Below are 18,338 nucleotides of genomic sequence, written 5' to 3'. Positions count from 1 at the left end.
GTGTCACTGCTACTGATGCCTCCATCCCCTAATTCAACCCGCTTTTTTTGCTTCACTAATTCAGTTTCTTTCATGATAAACTCTTACAATTTCGTTCGACGGGGGCCACTAGTCCCGCTCAGCCCCCCGCTAATCAGGCGTACAGCCGACCGGGTAAATGCGGGCGGGCTTCTAGTCTTGCTGTTATTGTTGCTGGCCAGCTTTAGCGCGCAAGCCCAGACGGCGGCCAGCAAGATTTACTGGGTACAGAGCAGCATCCCGGCGGCCGACGACCGGCTTTCGTCGGCCAACCTGGATGGCACGGGCCAGACCACACTGGCCTCCGGCAACTCGGCCACGACGTTCATTAACCCGCAAAGCTTACGAGTGGATATTCCCAACAGCGTTATCTACGTCGGCGACGGGGCCAACACCAGTAATACGGGCCGTTCCCGTTTCTCCCTGACCGGCACCTATATCAGCACTGTAGTAGCGGGCGGCGTATACTCCTTCAACGGCATTGGCAGCAATTCCGTGGCTGCCGCGGCTCCTACCGTAACCACGGCGGCGGCCACGAGCATTACTACCACCAGCGCCGTGCTGGGCGGCAACGTAACGGCCGACGGCGGAGCTAGCGTTACCGGCCGCGGCGTGGTGTACAGCAGCAGCAACACCAATCCCACCGTGGGCGGCGCGAATACGACGCAGTATAGCAACGGCAGCGGCACTGGCACTTTCTCCGAAACTGTTTCGGGCCTGACGGCAGGTACGCGCTACTACGTGGCCGCCTACGCCATTAACGCGGCGGGCACCAGCTACGGCGCGGTGCAGACGTTTACTACCCAAACCACCGTAACGTCCATCGTGCGGGCGGGCACCAACCCCACCAACGCCAGCCAGGTACAGTACACCGTGACGTTTGCCAACCCTGTGACGGGCCTGAACGTCAATAGTTTTGGCATAACGGCGCAGGGCAGCGGCTTTAGCGGCGGGGCTTCCGTGGCCAGCGTAAGCGGCTTGGGCACCACCTACACCGTTACCGTGAATACCGGCTCGGGCTCCACGTATTCGCTACGGCTGGACCTGCTGAACGCGACGGGTGTTTCTCCGGGCATAAGCAACGTGCCCTTCACTGGTGGCGAGACCTACGACATCGACAAAAGCCGGCCCACGGTAGCCATCAGCAGTACGGCCGGCACCAGCGGCAGCACTACGGCTACCACACCCATTCCGTTTACGGTGACCTTCTCGGAAAACGTGACGGGCTTCGTGGCCGGCGACGTGACCGTGACCAACGGCTCGATTACCGGCGGTACCGTGACTGGCACCAGCCCCGGCACGGTGTATACCTTCACGGTGACGCCCGCCACGGCCGGCACCGCTACCACGGTAGCCGTACCCGCCAACGTGGCCCAGGATGCGGCCGGCAACTTCAACACCGCCACCCCCTCGTCGTACTCGCTCACTTACCAGCAACCCTCGGCCACGGTAGCCTCCGTAACCGGCACCACTCCCTCGCCTACCGCTACGGGCACGGTAAGCTACCGGGTTACCTTCTCAGGTACGGTTTCGGGCCTGACGACCAGCAACTTTAACCTGACCACTACCGGCCTGACCGGAGCCGGCGTGAGCAGCGTGAGCAGCGTGGGCGGCACGAACGGTACGGCGTACACGGTGACGGTCAATACGGGTACCGGCGACGGCACGCTCCGGCTGAATGTGAACACCAGCGCGGGCGTCACGCCCACGCTCAGCAACGTGCCCTACACCAGCGGCACCACGTACACCATCACCAAGAGCTTCGCGGCGGCTCCTACCCTGCGCATTCAGGCAGCGGGCAGTGCCAGTGGCAACGGCGACATCACCGCCTTTGTGGATGCGGTGCAGGTGCTGAGCGGCGGCGCGACCTTCGCCAACGGCCTGCAAAACGGCAGCTTCGAGACGAACAACGTAGACCCAGGCACCTTCAAAAAAACGGCCGATGGCGTAGTGGCCACGCCCTGGAGATTCACCGGCACGGCCGGCGTGTCGCGCAACAACAGCGGCTTTGGCTCGACGGCCGCCGACGGCGACGCGGTAGCCCTGGTGCAGAGCAACGGCGACAACAACGCCAGCATCTCGCAGAACCTGGGCGTGCCTACGGGCAGCTACCAGATCCGCTTCCGGGCCATCCAGCGCAACTACACCGCCCTCGACCAGCGGCTCAACGTGTTCGTAAACGACGTGTTCGTGGGCTCTATTCAGGCCAATAACATTCCGACCTACGATACCTTCACCTCGGCGACTTTCGACGTGACGGCTCCGGACCTGACGGCCACCGTCAGCAGCACGGCCGCCGCCACGGGCGGTACCACCGCTACCTCGCCGATTCCCTTCTCGGTGAGCTTCTCGCAGAGCGTGGGCACCAGCTTTACCGATGCCGACGTGACCGTAACGAACGGTACCGTGACTACCGGCAGCTTCAGCGGCAGCGGCGCGGGGCCTTATACCTTCACGGTGACGCCCACCACGCCCGGCACAGCTACTACGGTAAGCCTGGTGGCCGGTGTAGCCCAGGATGACAACAACACCCTGAACTCGGCCAGCAACGCTTACAGCGTCACCTACAACCAGCCCCAGACGCCGGCCCCGACTGTCATCATCCCCTCCAACGGCGCCACGACCAGCAGCACGCCCAATTCCCTGGGCACGGCCGTGGTTGGCAGCACGGTACGGGTATACATTGATGGCGTGCAGGTTGGTGCGGCCGTCACCCCCAACTCGGGCGGCACCTGGATCCGGACTTACTCCGGCCTGCCGGCCCTGACCAGCGGTACGCACACGGTATACGCCACGGCCCAGCTTCCCGGCCAGCTGGTGAGTGCCCCCAGTGCCACCAACACCTTTACGGTACAGGTTCCGGCTACCTACAGCAGCAGCGCGGTTACGCAGGCCAGCACGGCCCGCGTGGTGGCGGGCAGCACCAACCAGGAGATTCTGCGGGTGGCCATCGTCATCGGGGGCGGACCGGATGCGCCGATTAGCGCTACTTCGTTCACGTTCACTACGACGGGCAGCACCACTCCGGCCGACATTTCGTCGGCCCGCGTGTACTACACCGGCACCAACACCGCCTTTACCACCGCCTCCCCGTTCGGCAACGCCACGGCCAATCCGAACGGCACTTTCACCATCACGGGCATCCGGCAGCTGGTTACCGGCACCAACTACTTCTGGCTGGCGTACGACGTAGCGGCCAACGCCACGAACGGCAACGTACTGGATGCCACCGCGCCGAGCTTCACCTTGTTCGACGGCTCGTTCTCGAGCACGAGAAACCCCAGCACCCCAGCTCCGGCCGGCAGCCGCCAGATCATTCAGATCAGCCGCGTGGCGGGTACCGCCCTGCGCTTCACGGGTGGCAATACTCCCGGCTATGTCAACTTCAGCGCGGCAACTCCTCCGGCCCCGGCCCCGACCGGGAGCTACACCCAGGCGGTATGGATTAAGCCGGCTATTGGTACGGGCAGCACCACGTACTACGTGCTCGGCAATGGTACCGGCAACTCGGCGGCGCCCTACATCTTCGTAACCGGCAACGGCCGCCTTGGGGCCGGCTTCGGCACGGGCACTACTACAGTAAACCAGCAGACCGGCCCCAATACCGTTCAGGGCAGTGAATGGAACCACGTGGTGGCTACCTACAACGGTACCACGCTGCTGGTGTACCTCAACGGAGAATCGGTTGTCAGCTTTAATACCAGCACGCCACCGGCCGGCACCAGCGTCAGCTTTATTGGCGGGGTCGGCACGACGGGCACCAGCTTCTTCCCCGGCGACATTGACGAGGTGAGCCAGTGGAACCGGGCCCTGACCCAGACGGAAATCCGCCAGCTGCGGCACCTGACGCTCAGCGGCACGGAAAACGGGCTGGTATCCTACCTGCAGTTCAACGAGAACGGGGCGACTACTACGGACGGCATCAGCGGCTCAACGGGTACCCTGACCGGTGCTACCCGCATTGTCAGCACGGCTCCGATAGGTGCCGGCGTCAGCAATCTGCAGTCGGTTACCAGTGCCAGCAACTACTCGTTCACGGGTACCAACGTCGCCATCAACTTCACGTCGGCCTCGGGTACGCCCTATGATTTGGTGGTGACCCGCCTGGAAGGTACGCCGCTGGGCACCCAGGTGAGTGATGCCAACCTGCGCAGCACCCACACCCGGGCCTACTGGATTGTGGACAAGTATAGCACCAGCAGCTTTACCGCCAACATCACGTACACCCTGGATCAGGGCCTTATCAGCGCGGGCGACGCATCAACGCCCTCGAACCTGAAGCTCTACAAGCGCGGCAGCAACAGCGACGGTGCGTTTGACGCCCCCATTTCGGCAAACGCCGCCAATGCGGTGGCCAGCACGGTGACCTTCCCGGTGAACTCGTTCAGCCAGACGTTCATCGGTACCTATGGCAGCTCGCCGCTGCCGGTGGAGCTGGTACGCTTCACGGCGGAACGCAAGGGCAACGACGCACTGCTGCAGTGGGCTACGGCGCAGGAACGTAATAATGCTCACTTCGATGTGGAAAGCAGCGCTGATGGGCGCACGTTCCGGGCTGTGGGCCGGATAACGGGCCACGGTACCAGCACTCAGCCCCACGAATATCAGCTCACGGACAAAAACCTAGCTCGCTACGGGACCACGGTGGTATACTACCGCCTGCGCCAGGTGGATCTGGACGGGACGGTTGCCTACTCATCAGTGCAGGTGATCACGCGCGCCGTCGAGTCGCGCCCGGCCCTGACGCTGGCTCCTAACCCTACCCAGGGCACGGCCACGCTGCAAGGAGCCACGCCGGACACATCGGTACAGGTGTACGACGCCGTCGGGCGACTGGTCCTCACAACCCGCACCGCTGCCGACGGCTCGGCCCGCTTGGTGCTGCCGGCCGCGCTGCCTACGGGCGTGTATGTGGTGCGCTGCGGCGCGCAGGCCGCCCGCCTAGTGCTGGAGTAAGCCAGTTGCTGCCACTACTCTGTAAAAACGGGCTCCCGGAAATATTCCGGGAGCCCGTTTGGCGTTCGGCAGTACTCTGCAGGCAGCCTGCTCGGCTACTTACACCAGCAACCAGACAGTAAACTATCTGCGTTACTTCCGCCCATATCCCCACCCGCCTCTCTCCTACCTTTACTCACGAATCCGCTTATTACTGGGCTCGGCTTTCATTCACTCCGTCGGTTCTGTCCCTTCCATCGTGCGCGTCACTCTGACCGGGAGTTAGAGCGCGTCAACGTGGAGGATATCCCGCCTGCTGCTCACCAGCTAACTATTCAGGGACGGTACGCAGCCGGTCGCGCAAACGTAACCCGGCGCAGGGCCGTACTTCCCATGGGCAGCAACTCAACCGGCACCGTCCGGGCGCTGCCCGGGGCCTGCACCGTGCCGCGCAGGCGGGGCGTGTGGTCCCAGCCGATTAAGCCGGCGGGGGCCGGCACGGGGCGGAAAGCGCCCGACCGGGTCGGCAGGGTGAAGTCAGCGGGGGCGGTGCTGGTCAGCTGCACGTCCTGGAAGCCGGGTACGGGGTAGGCTTTGGTGGCCGTTGGAGTGCCGGGTAGCGGCAGCGCGTACACCAGCGGGCCGTGGCTGAAGTAGGCGTCGCCCTGGGCATCGGTGTGCTGCTGCACGGCGGCCGGCAGCTCGAAGCGGATGCGCTCCTGCTGCCCCCAGATTTTGCGGATGTACACCAGTCCGTCGGCCTCGCGCACGGTAGCCCCGGCGGGCACTTTCACCCGCAGCCGGCCGGCCCAGGCGGGCTGGCGCAGCACCACGTCAAAAGCCGTGGGCTTGTCGGCCGAAACGGTGATGGTGCCGGTCAGCTCCAGCGGGTAGGCCGTTTCCTCCACCAGGTGCACGGGGGTATTCTGCACGGTGGTGCGCACTTCGCAGGGGCCGTAGAGGGCCGCCAACAGCCCGCCCTCGGGGGTGCGCAGCCACATAGTGCGGGTGTAGTACGGGTAGAGGCGGCCGGCATTGGGCACGCAGCACACGGCCACGTCCTGGTGTACGGGCGAATACTTGTAGCGCGTCTGCGGGTCCTTGCCCACGGGGGCGTCGCCGGGATGCAGCGGGCCGGTCATGGAGAAGGAGTTGTCGGTTTTGAGGTAGGCAATGGCGCTGCCGCCGGGGTAGCGCGCCCCCTGCCCGGCGTTGAAGGTGAGCCACTCTAGGCGGTCGGCCCAGCGGGTATTGCCGCTGCGCTGCAGCAGCAGGGCGTAGGAATCGGTCAACTCGTGAATGGAGCAGTACTCGTAGCCGGTGGCCGCGGCGCTGGCCGTCCGGCCCGCAATCCACTCGTCGCCGATGGGCCCGCCGCTGGGGGCCAGGCAGGCGTCGAGCTTGGCAAGGTAGCCCTGCAGGCCCGCCTGCAGCACCGGGTTGCCCGAGTTGTAGGCCGCCTGCACCACGGTGCGCAGATGCTCGTAGGTATGCGCCCCGTGGGCCTGAAAGCGGTAGTCCGGGTCGAGCAAGTGGCCCAACTGGGCGTCGGCCTCGGTGGCGGGGCGGGTCGAAAAGTCCTCGTACAGCCACAACGCGTAGTCGCGGTAGCGCTGCTGACCGGTGAGCTGGTAGAGCCGCTCCAGCGTGTCGGTGAAGGTGAGGCCGTGGGCCACGCCCCCGCTGGCGGCCGCAAACGGGGCCGACTGCCGCACCGGGTAGGCGCGCATTGTCACGGCCACGGCCCGCTCCACAGCCCGCAGCACCCGCGCGTCGCGGGTGGTCTCGTAGTAGCCCAGCAGCCCGCGCAGCAGCGTGGCCTGGGCCCACAGCTCCCCGTTTTCGCCGGTGAAGTGAAAGCGCAGATCGGGGGCGTAGATGCCCAGGTAGCCGTCCGGGTCCTGGGTGGCGAGGATGCGCTTCACGTACTGCCGGGCCCGGGCCAGGGCCGGCGCGTCGTCGGTGAGCAGGGCCGTGCGCACGAAGCCGTCCCACCAGTTCGACTGGGTTTCGCTGTTCCACCACAAATACTGCACGTCAGCCGGCGAGGGCGCGCTGATGGCCCCCACGCTCTTGCTCTTCACGGCTGTGGTCAGCCGGTCGCGGCCGTAGATGTCATCCCGGGTAATCAGGTCGGGCACCAGCGCGTCGAGCTGGCCCACGAAGCCGTGCTGCAAATCGTGGCGCATCTGCGCCAGCAGCCAGCCGGTGGGCTTCACCTCCCCAAACCACAGCGGCTCGAAGGCCGCCGGCCGGGGTTGCACCATCTGAAAGGCGGTGGCGGGTACGGGCGCGGCGGACCCGGGCGTGGGTTGAGCCGCAGCGGGCGCGGCGGCCGTCAGGCAGCAGGCGGTGAGCATCAGAAGGTGTTTCATGGGAGGAAAAAAGGCGAACCGGGCCGGCGAGCCGGCCCCCGGCGACATTACTGGTAGCGGCGGCGGAACCGGGTGGGGGCGCAGCCGACGACGCGGGCAAACTGTTTGTTGAAGTTGGAAAGGCTGTTAAAGCCGCAGGCGTAGCCCACGTCGGCCACGGGGCGGTCAGTGGTCATGAGCAGCTGCTGGGCCTGCCCCACCCGGGCCTCGTTCACCACCTGCGAAAACGTCTTCTGGGTGTGCTTGCGGAAGTAGTGGCAGAACGCCGAGGGGCTCAGGTGCAGGGCGGCGGCGGCCGTACCCAGGTCGGGGCCGGTGGTCAGGGTTTCATAGATGTAGCCGTACACCTGGTTGAGGCGGCGGCTGTCTTCCTGGCGCAGCGGCACCCGGAAGCTGGGGCTGCTCAGGGGGCGGTAGTCGCCGGAGCGGGCCACTTGGCTGAGCAGCCCCAGCAGGGCAAGTACCTGCTCGAAGGCGGGCAGCTCCGGGAGGGTGTGCAGCACCTGCGCGGCGGCCTCGCGGGCAGCACCCAGCAGGCACAGCCCCCGGCGACTCTCGTGCAGCAATTGGGCCACGTGCTGGCCGCCCGCCCGCTGCCACCAGTCGGCCGTGGCCACGTCGGCTCCGAACTGCACCACCACGGCTTCGGCGGGCGTACCGGGGGCGGCAGGTAGCGGGCTGGCCCAGCGGTGCGGCAGATTTTCGCCCAGCAGCACCACGTCGCCGGCCTCGAAGGCTTCCAGACTGTCGCCCACGTAGCGCTGGCCGCCGCTGCGCACGATGAGCGTCAGCTCCAGCTCGGGGTGAAAGTGCAGGGGTCCGGTAAACGCCTCCTCCACCACGCGCTGCACCACCAGGGGCGTGCCGGCGGCCGGGGTTATCTTTTCGAAGTGCAGTTTCATGGATGAGCAACGGAAAGTGCTACGAATTTGCGCCAACTGGGCGCATATGTCGGCAATCTGTTCAATAGAGAGTCAGCATTTGCAATCCGGCGGAAAAACCCGCTTTACGCAGCCTCTACTTTTGCATTGGGCCTTCCGGGAAAAGCGGCCGGCTCCGGCCCGCCGCCAGAGTACCCCGCGCCGGAGGAACTTCTTTCTGCTGTTACTGCCGATTTATGAATGCATTCTGCCGATTCCTGCTCGTGCTGCTGACGGGGCTGACGCTGGGGGCCTGCCGCCCGCCAGGCCCGTCGGCCACACCCGATTATACCCGGTTCGTGAATCCCTTTATCGGCACCGATGGCACGGGCCACACCTTCCCGGGACCATGCCGGCCGTTTGGTCTGGTGCAGCCCGGCCCCGACAATGTGGACCAAGGCTGGGACTACACCAGCGGCTACCAGTACCGGGCCCCACGCATCCTGGGCTTTTCGCAGACCCGGGCCAGCGGCACCGGCATCAGCGAGCTGGGCGACGTGCTGCTGCAGCCCGTCACGTCCGACACGGCCACGCACTTCGGCCAGTCCTACGCCAAGAGCACCGAGCGGGCCTCGCCGGGCTACTACGCCGTGACGCTGGGCAACCGGGTGCGGGTGGAGCTGGCCTCCACCGAGCGCGTAGCCCTGCACCGCTATACCTACCCCACGGCCCAGGCCCGGCTGCTGGTGGACTTGCAGCACGGCCTGCGCTTTTTCACCGACTCGCTGGTGCTGGAAAGCGCCGTGCGGGTGGAAAACCAACGAACCATCAGCGGGTACTGCCACACCAAAAACTGGGTGGAGCGCAAATACTTCTTCGTCATCTCCTTCAACCAGCCCTTCACGGAGGCTACGCCGCTGCCCCGCCGCCCCCGCGACAACGCGCCGCGCTACCTGCTGCGCTTCGCGCTGCCCGACAGCACATTGCTCACTAAGGTGGCCCTCTCGACGGTGAGCGTGGCCGGGGCCCGCCGGAATCTGCAAGCCGAGCTGCCGGGCTGGGACTTTGCGGCGGTGGTGGCCCAGTCCCGGCAGAGCTGGAACCAGTACCTGAGCCGCATTGAGGTTACCGGCTCGCGGTCCGAGAAAGAAGTATTCTACAGCTGCCTGTACCGGCTGTTCATCCAGCCCAGCAACGTGGTCGACGTGGACGGCCGCTACCGGGGGCCCGACGATTCGGTGCGGGTGGCCCCGCACAAGGCCTACTACTCCACCCTCTCGCTCTGGGACACCTACCGCGGCGTGCACCCGCTCTACACCCTTATTGCGCCCGAGCGGGTGGATGGCTTCGCCTCGTCGATGCTGGCGCACGGCCGGGCGGCGGGCTTCCTGCCCATCTGGACCATCTGGGGGCAGGAAAACTACTGCATGATTGGCAACCACGCCCTACCGGTGCTGGCCGACGCCTACGCCAAGGGCTTCCGTGGCTTTTCCGGCCGCGAAGCCCTGCGCCAGATGGTGCAGTCGACCACGGAAAACCACCTAAACAGCAACTGGCCGCTGCTGAACCGCTACGGCTACTACCCTACGGACAGCCTGCCCAACGAGGCCGTGTCGCGCACTCTGGAGCACGGCGTGGACGACTACTGCGTGGCCCAGCTGGCCGGGCAGCTGGGCCAGCCGGCCGTGGCTGCCACCTACGCCCGCCGGGCCGGCTACTACCGCAACCTCTTCGACCCCGCCACCCGCCTGCTGCGGGGCAGGGACAGCCGGGGCCGCTGGCGCACGCCCTTCCGCCCGCTGGAAGCCACCTCGCCCATGAACAACCCCGGCGACTACACCGAGGCCAACGCCTGGCAGTACTTCTGGACGCCGGCCCAGTACGACGTGGCGGGCCTCACCCGCCTGCTGGGGGGCCGCGGGGCCTTCACCGCTCAGCTCGACAGCTTCTTCAGCATCCGGGCCACGGGGGCCAACAAGCATCTGGGCCAGGAGGCCCTCATCGGCCAGTACGCCCACGGCAACGAGCCCGACCAGCACGTGCCCTACCTCTACGCCTACTCCGACACGCCCGCCCGGGGCCCGGCCCTGGTGGCGCGCATCTGCCGGGAGTTCTACCGCAACACCCCGGACGGCCTCACCGGTAACGACGACTGCGGGCAGATGTCGGCCTGGTACATCTTCGCCGTACTGGGCTTCTACCCGGTCAATCCGGCCGCGGGCGACTACGTGCTGGGCCGCCCCCTGGTAAGCCGGGCCGTAGTGCACGTAGGCGGCGGCAAAACGCTGACTATTACCCGGAACAACGCCGACCACACGGGCCGTATTTCGTTGAATGACACAGTACTGACCACGCCCACTGTGCCCCACCAGGCGCTGGTGCGGGGCGGGGCCCGGCTAGTATTCTAAGTGCCGATGCCGGGCGGGACGGTCCCGCCCGGCTGGTTGTCTTTTTTTCCGTATCGATGAAAAATATTCTCCGTTTACTGCCCTTGCTGACTTTGCTGGCGGCCCCCGCGGCGGCCCGGGCCGCCACTCCCACACCGCCCACCTGGGCCCGCGACGCGGTATGGTACCAGATTTTCGTGGAGCGCTTCGCCAACGGGGACCCCACCAACGACCCCACGCCCGCCACCATGGCCGGGGTGCTGCCAGTGCCGGCCGGCTGGTCGGTGACGCCCTGGACCCACAACTGGTACGCGCCCGAGCCCTGGGCCAAAGCGGCCGGCCTTTCGCACAACGACAACATGACGCTGCGCCGCTTCGGGGGCGACCTGCAGGGCGTGCTCGACAAGCTCGACTACCTGCAGCAGCTGGGCGTGACGGCCCTGTTTCTGAACCCCATCAACGACGCGCCTTCCCTGCACAAGTACGACGCCCGCCACTACCACCACGTGGACGTCAACTTCGGCCCCGACCCGGCCGGTGACCTGCGACTGATGGCCCAGGAAAATCCCAATGACCCCGCCACCTGGCGCTGGACGGCCGCCGACCGGCTGTTTCTCAAGCTCATTGCCGAGGTCCACCGGCGCGGCATGCGCCTCATTCTGGACTATTCCTGGAACCACACCGGCACCCAGTTCTGGGCCTGGCAGGATGTGGTGCAGCGCCAGCAGCAGTCGGCCTTCCGCGACTGGTACGCCGTGGACGCCTTCGACAACCCGGCCACCGCGCCCAACGAGTTTGCCTACACCGGCTGGGCGGGTGTACCCAGCCTGCCCGAAATCAAGAAAATAGATGTGCCCGTGCCGCGCCGCAGCGGCCACCCCTATGAGGGCCAACTGAACCCCGGTGCCAAGGCCCACGTGCTGGCCACCACCCGGCGCTGGCTGGCCCCCGACGGCGACGTAACGCGCGGCCTCGACGGTTACCGCCTCGATGTGGCCGACCAGTTGCCGATGGGCTTCTGGCGCGAGTACCACCAGTTCGTGAAGGGCATCAACCCGCAGGCCTACCTGGTGGGCGAAATCTGGTGGGAGGCGTTTCCGGGCCGGCTCATGAATCCGGTGCCCTACACCGGCGCGGCCGGCGTGTTCGATGCCGTGATGTTCTACCAGGCCTACCGCCCGGCCCGCAGCTTCTTCGCCAAAAATACCGCCGACCACCTCGACGCGGCCGGGCTGCGCGACAGTCTGCAGCTGCAGTGGAACCGCCTGCCGGTGGCCACCCGCCAGGCCATGATGAACGTGAGCTCCAGCCACGATACCCCGCGCCTGCTCTCCGACTTCTACAACCCCAACCAGTACAAGCTGCGCGCCACGCCCCACGACGACCCGGCCTACCGCACCAGCCGGCCCGACGCCGAAACCTACCAGCGCCTGCGCCTCTACCTGCTGCACCAGTACACCAGCCTGGGCGCCCCGCAAATCTGGAACGGCGAGGAAATGGGCATGTGGGGCGCCGACGACCCCGATTGCCGCAAGCCCCTGACTTGGCCGGGCCTGTCGTTCGAGCCCGAAACCCGCCACAACTACCAGCCCGGCCCCAGCCCCACCGACCCCATCGGCTTTAATAAGGAGCAGTTTGCCTACTACCAGCAGCTCATCCGCCTGCGCAAAACCCACCCCGTGCTGCGCACCGGCGAGCTGGAATTCCTGACCGCCCAGGGTGGCCAGCTGGCCTACCGCCGTTACGATAAGCAGCAGCCCAGCCGGCAGATTGTGGTGCTTTTCAACATGGGCGCGGCCCCGGCCACCTTCCGGCTGCCCGCCGCCGGCCGCTGGACCAACCTGCTCACCCAGGCCCGCACCAGCGGAGCCACCGCCGAGGTGCCGCCCCTCAGCGGGCTGGTGCTGGGGCAGTAGCCATGGTGCGGCCGGCATAAGGGCACCTACCAACGGTAGGCTATCTTCGCGGGAACGATGCGACAAGATCCGACTACCATCTGGCGGCAGACGGGCTATGAGCTGTTTGCCGCTACCGGCCCCCAGGGGTTGAAAGTGGAGGTGCTGGCCCAGAAGGTGGGCATCAGCAAATCCTCGTTTTATCACCATTTCGCCGATCTGGACGTGTTCCTGGAGCAGCTGCTGGAGTACCACGTGGCGCGGGCGCAGCAGCTGGCCGGTCGGGAAGCGGCCTGCCGCAGCATCTGCCCCGAGCTGGTGACGGTGCTGCTGGAGCACCGCACCGATCTGCTGTTTCAGCGGCAGCTGCGCGTGCACCGGCAGGACGAGCGGTACCACCACTGCCTGACCCAGGCTTCCGGCCCGCCGGCCGAGGCTTTCATCATGCTCTGGGCCCGGGAGCTGCGGCTGGACCTGCCCCCGCATCTACTGCGCGGCATCTTTCAGCTGGCGCTGGAGAATTTTTATCTGCAGCTGACCGAGGCCACCCTCACGCGGGAGTGGCTCACGGCCTATTTTACCCGCCTGACGGGTTTGATTCAGGCCCTGGGCACGCCGCTTCCGGGAAATGGACGGTAGCGTCTAAAACTGCGGTCGGGCCGCTTGTATCTATGCGCCGGATTCACCTTTCTGGCACAGTATGTCTCACTCGTTTCACCGGTTCTGGCTGAAAATTACGGCCATTGTCGTCGGTATTTTCGGCCCCGTCTTCACGCTCGGCACCAGGGCGGCCACTGCGGAACCCGCCCGTTTCACCTTGGATCTGCTCAGCTGGCCCCTCGACGGCCGCACCACCTTCACCCACCCCGATACCCAGTTTTTAGCGGCGCTTACCGGGGGCTTTCTGGTGGGGTGGGGCGTGATGATCTGGCTGCTGGCCACCAGCGTGTACGACCACGCTCCGGAAGCCGTGCGCCGCGCCGTGCTCCTGGGCGTGCTCAGCTGGTTTGTACTGGACAGCGCAGGCTCGATAGCCTCCGGTAACGCCTCCAACGCGGTGTTCAACGTGGCCGTGCTGCTTTTGGCCGTGGGGCCTTTGTGGCGCCCCGCCCGCGCCTGAGTGGCAACCATCAGCTGCGCCTTCCACCTGTCCGCCGGCCTCCCCTATTGTACTTAGTAGCGCACGGTGAGCTCCCGGGTAACATCGGCCGACACGATTAGGGAATCCAGGGTGCGCACGTACGCGCCGTTGCTGCCACGCGTGGCCTGCACGTAGATTTTCTGGTCGCCGGCTACTTCCAGGAGCGTAGTAAACGGGGTGCCCTGCCGGGGAATTCCCACTGAGCTCCCGCCCCCAATGGACTGCGGCGTAACCTGCAGCTCGTGCAGGTGGGCACTGGTGAAACTCACGGCAAAGTAGTCCTGGATCTGGTCGGGGTTGGGCACGGTGAGCTTCACGTAGGCTTTGCGCGGAATCAGGAAGGGAGGCAGGTGATACGTGGTGTCGCGCCGCCGCCCCGCCGCCCCCGTATCCGGGCCGTCGGTGTTGCCGAGCACGTAGTAGCGGCTCTTGCTGACCTCGTACATCAGGTCGAAGTAGCCCTGCTGCCGTTCGTCTTCCTTCACGTAGAAGCTCACCTGAAAGCGGCCGTTGGCATCGGTGGTGGCGCGGGCTCGGGTCCGGGGCGCGGAGTAGCCTTGGCCGCTGTGCCAGCGGGCCGTAACGGGAGCTCCGGCCAGGGGTTGCAGGCCGCTGGTGAGCAGCTGCCCGGTGATGACGGTGCACTGACCGGGGCAGTTTTCCAGTTTTTCCTTGCGGCAGCCGGCCACCAGCAGGGCCAGGGCCAGCAGCACCGGCGGGGAGGAAGTAGGGAGCATCACGCGAATACGTCAAAAAGAAATACCTGCCACAAGAGGCAGCGGGCGGCGCGCAGGTTGCATGCGCGGCCCAAGTTGCCTGCTTTCCGGGCTGACGCGCATAAAGGAAGAATACGTTGAAACAGAAGCTGTATCAGTCTCAATATATTACCGGAAGCCGGTCATACACACCGGCCCGGCCGGTGTACAACGCAGGCAATGCGGACCGGCACCCGGAACAAGCGGCCCAACTCGGGCTACAGCTGGCGGGACACTTTTCCGGCAACTGGCTGGGTGGCGCACCCGCCACCGGTCCCACCTTTGCAGACGGAACCGGCGCTGCATTACGGTTTACTCTACGGCAAGCCATACTCCAGCGCCGATTACCTGCTAACTCTCCTACCCTATTCTCCCATGTACCAAGTTGCCATTCTGCTGTTTCACGACGTTGAAGTGCTGGATTTCGCCGGCCCGTTCGAGGTATTCGCCGTCACCGAGGTCGACGGCAAGCGTCCCTTTAACGTGTTTACCGTGGCCGAGCACAGCCCCGTCTTCGCCCGCAACGGCCTGTCAGTGAACCCCACTTACCGACTACAGGATCACCCCGACGCGGATATCATTCTGATACCGGGTGGGGCGAGCCTGCTGGCCGACGGCACCCCGCTGGGCACCCGCCGGGAGATGCACAACGAGGTGATTTTAAACTGGGTGCGCCGGCACATGCGCACGGCCGAGCTGGTGCTGTCGGTGTGCACGGGAGCCTTCGTGCTGGCCAAGGCCGGCGTGCTCGACGGGCTCACCGTCACCACCCACTACTCCGTGGCCCATCAGCTGCAGGAGCTGTTGCCCGCCGCCACCGTGGCCCCGGAGCAGCGCTGGACCGACAACGGCCAGGTGATTACCTCCGCCGGCATCTCGGCCGGCATCGACATGGCCCTGCACGTGGTAAGCCGCCTGCTAGGGCCGGAGGTGGCCGCCGCCACGATGCGGGAAATGCAGTACGCGCCGGGCCCCCATTCGGCAGCCGGGTTGCAGTAGCCCCGGCTAATGCAGCGCGCGCAAAGCCGTTTCGAGTATTCGCACGCTGCGCTCCAGCTCGGCGGGCGTAAGCACGGCAAAGCCCAGGCGCAGGTGCGAGGGTTGGGGTTCGGTCGGCAGCTGGTAGGCCCGCCCGTCGCTGATCAGTAGCCCGAGCTCCTGGCAGCGCTGCGCCAGCTTCGGCAGGTCGACGCCCGCCGCAAAACGCCCCCACACGGCCAGCCCCCCGGCGGGCGGCACGAAGGTAAACCACGGGGCCAGCCGCGCCTGCAACGCCGCGCAGAATACGTCGCGCCGATGCTGGTACTGCTGCCGGGAGCGGGCCAGGTGGTTGTGCAGCGTACCGTCGGCCAACAGCTCAGCCACGGCCGTTTCCAGCAGCGGGTCGCCCAGCTGGTCTACCAGTACCCGGATGGGGGCCAGCGCCGCGAGCACCTCCGCCGGGGCCACCACGTAGCCGATGCGGTAGGCCGGGGCCAGCACCTTGCTCAGCGAGCCGGTGTAGATGACCCGCCCGCGCCGGTCGGCGCTGGCCAGAGGCAGGATGGGTGCTTCGGCGTAGTGATAGTCGAAGTCGTAGTCATCCTCCAGCACAATGAAATCGTACTGTTCGGCCAAGGCCAGCAGCCGCACCCGCCGCGCGGCCGACAGCGTGACGGTGGTGGGATAGTGGTGGTGGGGCGTTACGTAGAGCAGCCGCACCGGCTGCCGCCGGCAGAGGACTTCCAGTTCATCCAGCACCAGCCCGTGCTCGTCCACGGCCACCCGCGCCAGCCGGGCCCCGCGGCTTTGAAAAATGGCATCGGCCTCGGCGTAGCTGCGCGCGGCCACCACCACCGTATCGCCAGCCTGCACCAGCAATTGGGCCAGCAGAAAGAAGGCCATGGTGCTGCCCCGGGTGACGAACACATGGTCGGCCGTGGCGGGCACGCCGCGCGTGTCGTGCAGGTAGCGGGCCAGCTGCTCACGCAGGCGCCGCACCCCGTTGGGGGCCGCGTAGCCCAGCAGATGCGGACGGCGGGCAGCCCCGCGGGAGGCCAATCGGTAGTTACGCGCCAGCAAGGCATGCGGGACCAGCCGCGCATCGGGCGAGCCGCCATCGAGCACCAGGGTTGATTGGGCGGGTAACTGTCCGGCCGGGGCCGCCGCTGTTTTGGTAAACTGAAAAGCAGCACGGGCCGGGAATTGCCCGGCGGCAACCGGCAAAGGTTGGCCCGGCACCTCGGGCAGCTGCGCGCAAACTACCGGCGCGGTGCGGGGCCGCTGCACCAGCCAGCCCTGCGCCTGCAGCTCCTCGTAGGCCAGGCCCACCGTTTGCCGGTTCACCCCGAGCTGCCCAGCCAGCTGCCGGGCACCCGGAAACCGCGCCCCGAACGGCAGTACGCCCCGCCGGATCAGGTCAATAAGGCCGGCGGCAATCTGCTGGGGCAGACCGGGCGAGGCGCCGCGCTGCAGGGGAAGGAGCGTTTGGTAGGGAAGCATACGGGAAATCCGCCGCGGCCACCGGCTGCGGAAAGCGCGGCGGGCCACAGGGTAGCGGCGGCAGGCGGTGGCAAAAAAGTAGGGCAAATGTCGGATTACCCGCACAAAAAACCCCGGTCCATCTGCCGGACCGGGGTTTTACTGGGCATCCGCTCTCGGCCGCCGCTCAGCGTAGCAGCAGCAGATCGTCGAGGCCCAGGGGGCGGCGGCTGGTGTAGCCCTCCGCGTACTGCACCCCAATGTAGCTACCCAGCTCCCGGGCCCGGGCCTCCAGGATGCGCAGGAAGTCGGGGGTGGAGATGTACGTAGTGGCTTCTTCGGATTCGTACTCGGGGTGGTAAAACTGGCTTTTGAACGCCGTAAGGGCCGCCAGCTTCTGCTCCCAGAACCTGGTAATATCCACCACGATATCGGGGCGCACGTAGCTGTTGTGAATGGCCTGCAGCAGCAGCCGGGGCCGCCAGGGTGCCTGCGGCGCGCCCTGCCACCGGGTCTGCACCCCGGCCAGCCCGGCCAGGAAGGCCGCGTCGTGCACCAGGTCGGCGGCGCGGCCGTGGTCGGGGTGCCGGTCGTGGTTCGGGTTGGTGAGCACCAGCTCCGGCTGGAAGCGGCGGATAACTTCCACCACGCGCAGCTGGTGGGCTTCGTCGTTGCGGAAGAATCCGTCGCGCATGCGCAGGTTTTCGCGCACCTGCAGGCCCAGAATCCGGGCGGCTGCCCGGGCTTCCTCGTCCCGCAGCTCGGCCGAGCCCCGGGTGCCCAGCTCCCCGCGGGTTAGGTCGACCACGCCCACGCGGCGGCCGGCGGCCACGTGGCGCAGCAGCGTGCCGGCGCAGCCCAGCTCGGCGTCGTCGGGGTGCGCGGCCAGCATCAGAACGTCTAGTTTCATGGCAATAGATGAACGGGTAAAGGGCAGGTAAGCAGAACCAAGCCGAAAGCGGCCGTCTTGGCTAGCCGGGCGTCACTTCCAGCAGCTCATTCAGACGCACGTCGTACACGTAGCCGAACACCAGCACCCCGGCCGGCACCTGCGGATGCTGGCGGATGCGCGCCAGGTCGGCGGCCACGGCGGCCCGCAGGTCGGAAAAGGAGGCGCGGCCGGCCGAAACGATGGTGGGCACCCGGCTGCCGAGGGTGGTGGCCACTTCGAGGTCAGAAAGGCGCACGCCGCAGTCGGTATGCTGAATCAGAAACCACTCACGCGTACCCAGCAATTGGTGCGTGAGAATCAGGGTCTGGATGGCCTCGTCGGTGGCGTGGCCGCCGGCGTTGCGGATAACGTGGGCGCTGCCCTCAGGCACGCCCAGCAGGCGGGTGGGGTCGAGGCGGGCGTCCATGCAGGTGAGGATGGCAAAACGGCGGGCATCGCGGGGCGGCGCGCCAAGGGCGGCCGGGCGACTGGTGGACGCGGGCCGGAGAACGGGTTCAGCGGAGGAGAAACGCATAGCGGGCGGAAGGAAACGGGTGAATACGGGTGGAAAGGAAGGTGGC

General features: G+C 66.5%; 12 protein-coding genes. 6 read left to right on the top strand and 6 right to left on the bottom strand.

Features of this window, described 5'->3' with window-relative positions; all coding sequences use genetic code 11:
* Window positions 1–177 precede the first annotated feature (177 nt).
* Window positions 178–4,974 (top strand): beta strand repeat-containing protein, encoded by a 4,797-nt coding sequence (locus EI291_RS14820; RefSeq protein ID WP_170172657.1) that lies wholly within the window; start codon window positions 178–180, stop codon window positions 4,972–4,974.
* Between the two features lie 314 nt (window positions 4,975–5,288).
* On the opposite strand, the gene EI291_RS14815 is transcribed toward EI291_RS14820, so the two are convergent.
* Together EI291_RS14815 and EI291_RS14810 are read right to left on the bottom strand one after the other, a co-directional pair.
* Window positions 5,289–7,328 (bottom strand): beta-L-arabinofuranosidase domain-containing protein, encoded by a 2,040-nt coding sequence (locus EI291_RS14815; RefSeq protein ID WP_170172656.1) that lies wholly within the window; start codon window positions 7,326–7,328, stop codon window positions 5,289–5,291.
* Window positions 7,329–7,375: 47 nt separating this feature from the next.
* A complete protein-coding gene (locus tag EI291_RS14810; protein ID WP_125421460.1) occupies window positions 7,376–8,230 on the bottom strand; it encodes an AraC family transcriptional regulator in 855 nt (284 codons plus the stop codon).
* Between the two features lie 215 nt (window positions 8,231–8,445).
* On the opposite strand from EI291_RS14810, the gene EI291_RS14805 reads away from it, so the two are divergent.
* From EI291_RS14805 to EI291_RS14790, 4 genes are all read left to right on the top strand, one after another.
* A complete protein-coding gene (locus tag EI291_RS14805) occupies window positions 8,446–10,596 on the top strand; it encodes a GH92 family glycosyl hydrolase (RefSeq protein ID WP_125421457.1) in 2,151 nt (716 codons plus the stop codon).
* A gap of 56 nt (window positions 10,597–10,652) precedes the next feature.
* Window positions 10,653–12,491, top strand: a complete 1,839-nt coding sequence (locus EI291_RS14800) for a glycoside hydrolase family 13 protein (protein ID WP_125421454.1) — start codon at window positions 10,653–10,655, stop codon at window positions 12,489–12,491.
* A 57-nt stretch (window positions 12,492–12,548) separates the two neighbouring features.
* A complete protein-coding gene (locus EI291_RS14795) occupies window positions 12,549–13,109 on the top strand; it encodes a TetR/AcrR family transcriptional regulator (RefSeq protein WP_125421451.1) in 561 nt (186 codons plus the stop codon).
* A gap of 61 nt (window positions 13,110–13,170) precedes the next feature.
* On the top strand, window positions 13,171–13,590 hold the full coding sequence (locus EI291_RS14790) for a hypothetical protein (protein ID WP_125421448.1): 420 nt from the start codon (window positions 13,171–13,173) through the stop codon (window positions 13,588–13,590).
* Window positions 13,591–13,643: 53 nt separating this feature from the next.
* On the opposite strand, the gene EI291_RS14785 is transcribed toward EI291_RS14790, so the two are convergent.
* A complete protein-coding gene (locus tag EI291_RS14785) occupies window positions 13,644–14,351 on the bottom strand; it encodes a DUF4198 domain-containing protein (RefSeq protein ID WP_148103415.1) in 708 nt (235 codons plus the stop codon).
* Between the two features lie 390 nt (window positions 14,352–14,741).
* On the opposite strand from EI291_RS14785, the gene EI291_RS14780 reads away from it, so the two are divergent.
* Window positions 14,742–15,365: a DJ-1/PfpI family protein gene (locus EI291_RS14780; RefSeq protein WP_125421442.1), complete on the top strand. Its 624-nt coding sequence runs from the start codon at window positions 14,742–14,744 to the stop codon at window positions 15,363–15,365.
* Window positions 15,366–15,371: 6 nt separating this feature from the next.
* Here EI291_RS14780 and pdxR read toward each other — a convergent pair whose 3' ends face one another.
* The 3 genes from pdxR to EI291_RS14765 all read right to left on the bottom strand — a co-directional run bounded on the left by pdxR (window position 15,372) and on the right by EI291_RS14765 (window position 18,292).
* Window positions 15,372–16,847 (bottom strand): MocR-like pyridoxine biosynthesis transcription factor PdxR, encoded by a 1,476-nt coding sequence (gene pdxR, locus EI291_RS14775; RefSeq protein ID WP_125421439.1) that lies wholly within the window; start codon window positions 16,845–16,847, stop codon window positions 15,372–15,374.
* Between the two features lie 166 nt (window positions 16,848–17,013).
* Window positions 17,014–17,736, bottom strand: coding sequence for a bacillithiol biosynthesis deacetylase BshB1 (bshB1, locus tag EI291_RS14770; protein ID WP_125421436.1), 723 nt, complete (start codon window positions 17,734–17,736; stop codon window positions 17,014–17,016).
* 61 nt (window positions 17,737–17,797) lie between these two features.
* Entirely contained in the window at window positions 17,798–18,292 is a 495-nt protein-coding gene (locus tag EI291_RS14765) for a beta-class carbonic anhydrase (RefSeq protein WP_125421433.1), read from the bottom strand.
* Window positions 18,293–18,338 lie beyond the last annotated feature (46 nt).

Origin of the sequence: Hymenobacter rigui (assembly GCF_003944715.1) — a bacterium.
GTDB classification, from domain to species: Bacteria; Bacteroidota; Bacteroidia; order Cytophagales; family Hymenobacteraceae; genus Hymenobacter; species Hymenobacter rigui.
This window is presented reverse-complemented; position numbering and strand designations above follow the sequence as displayed.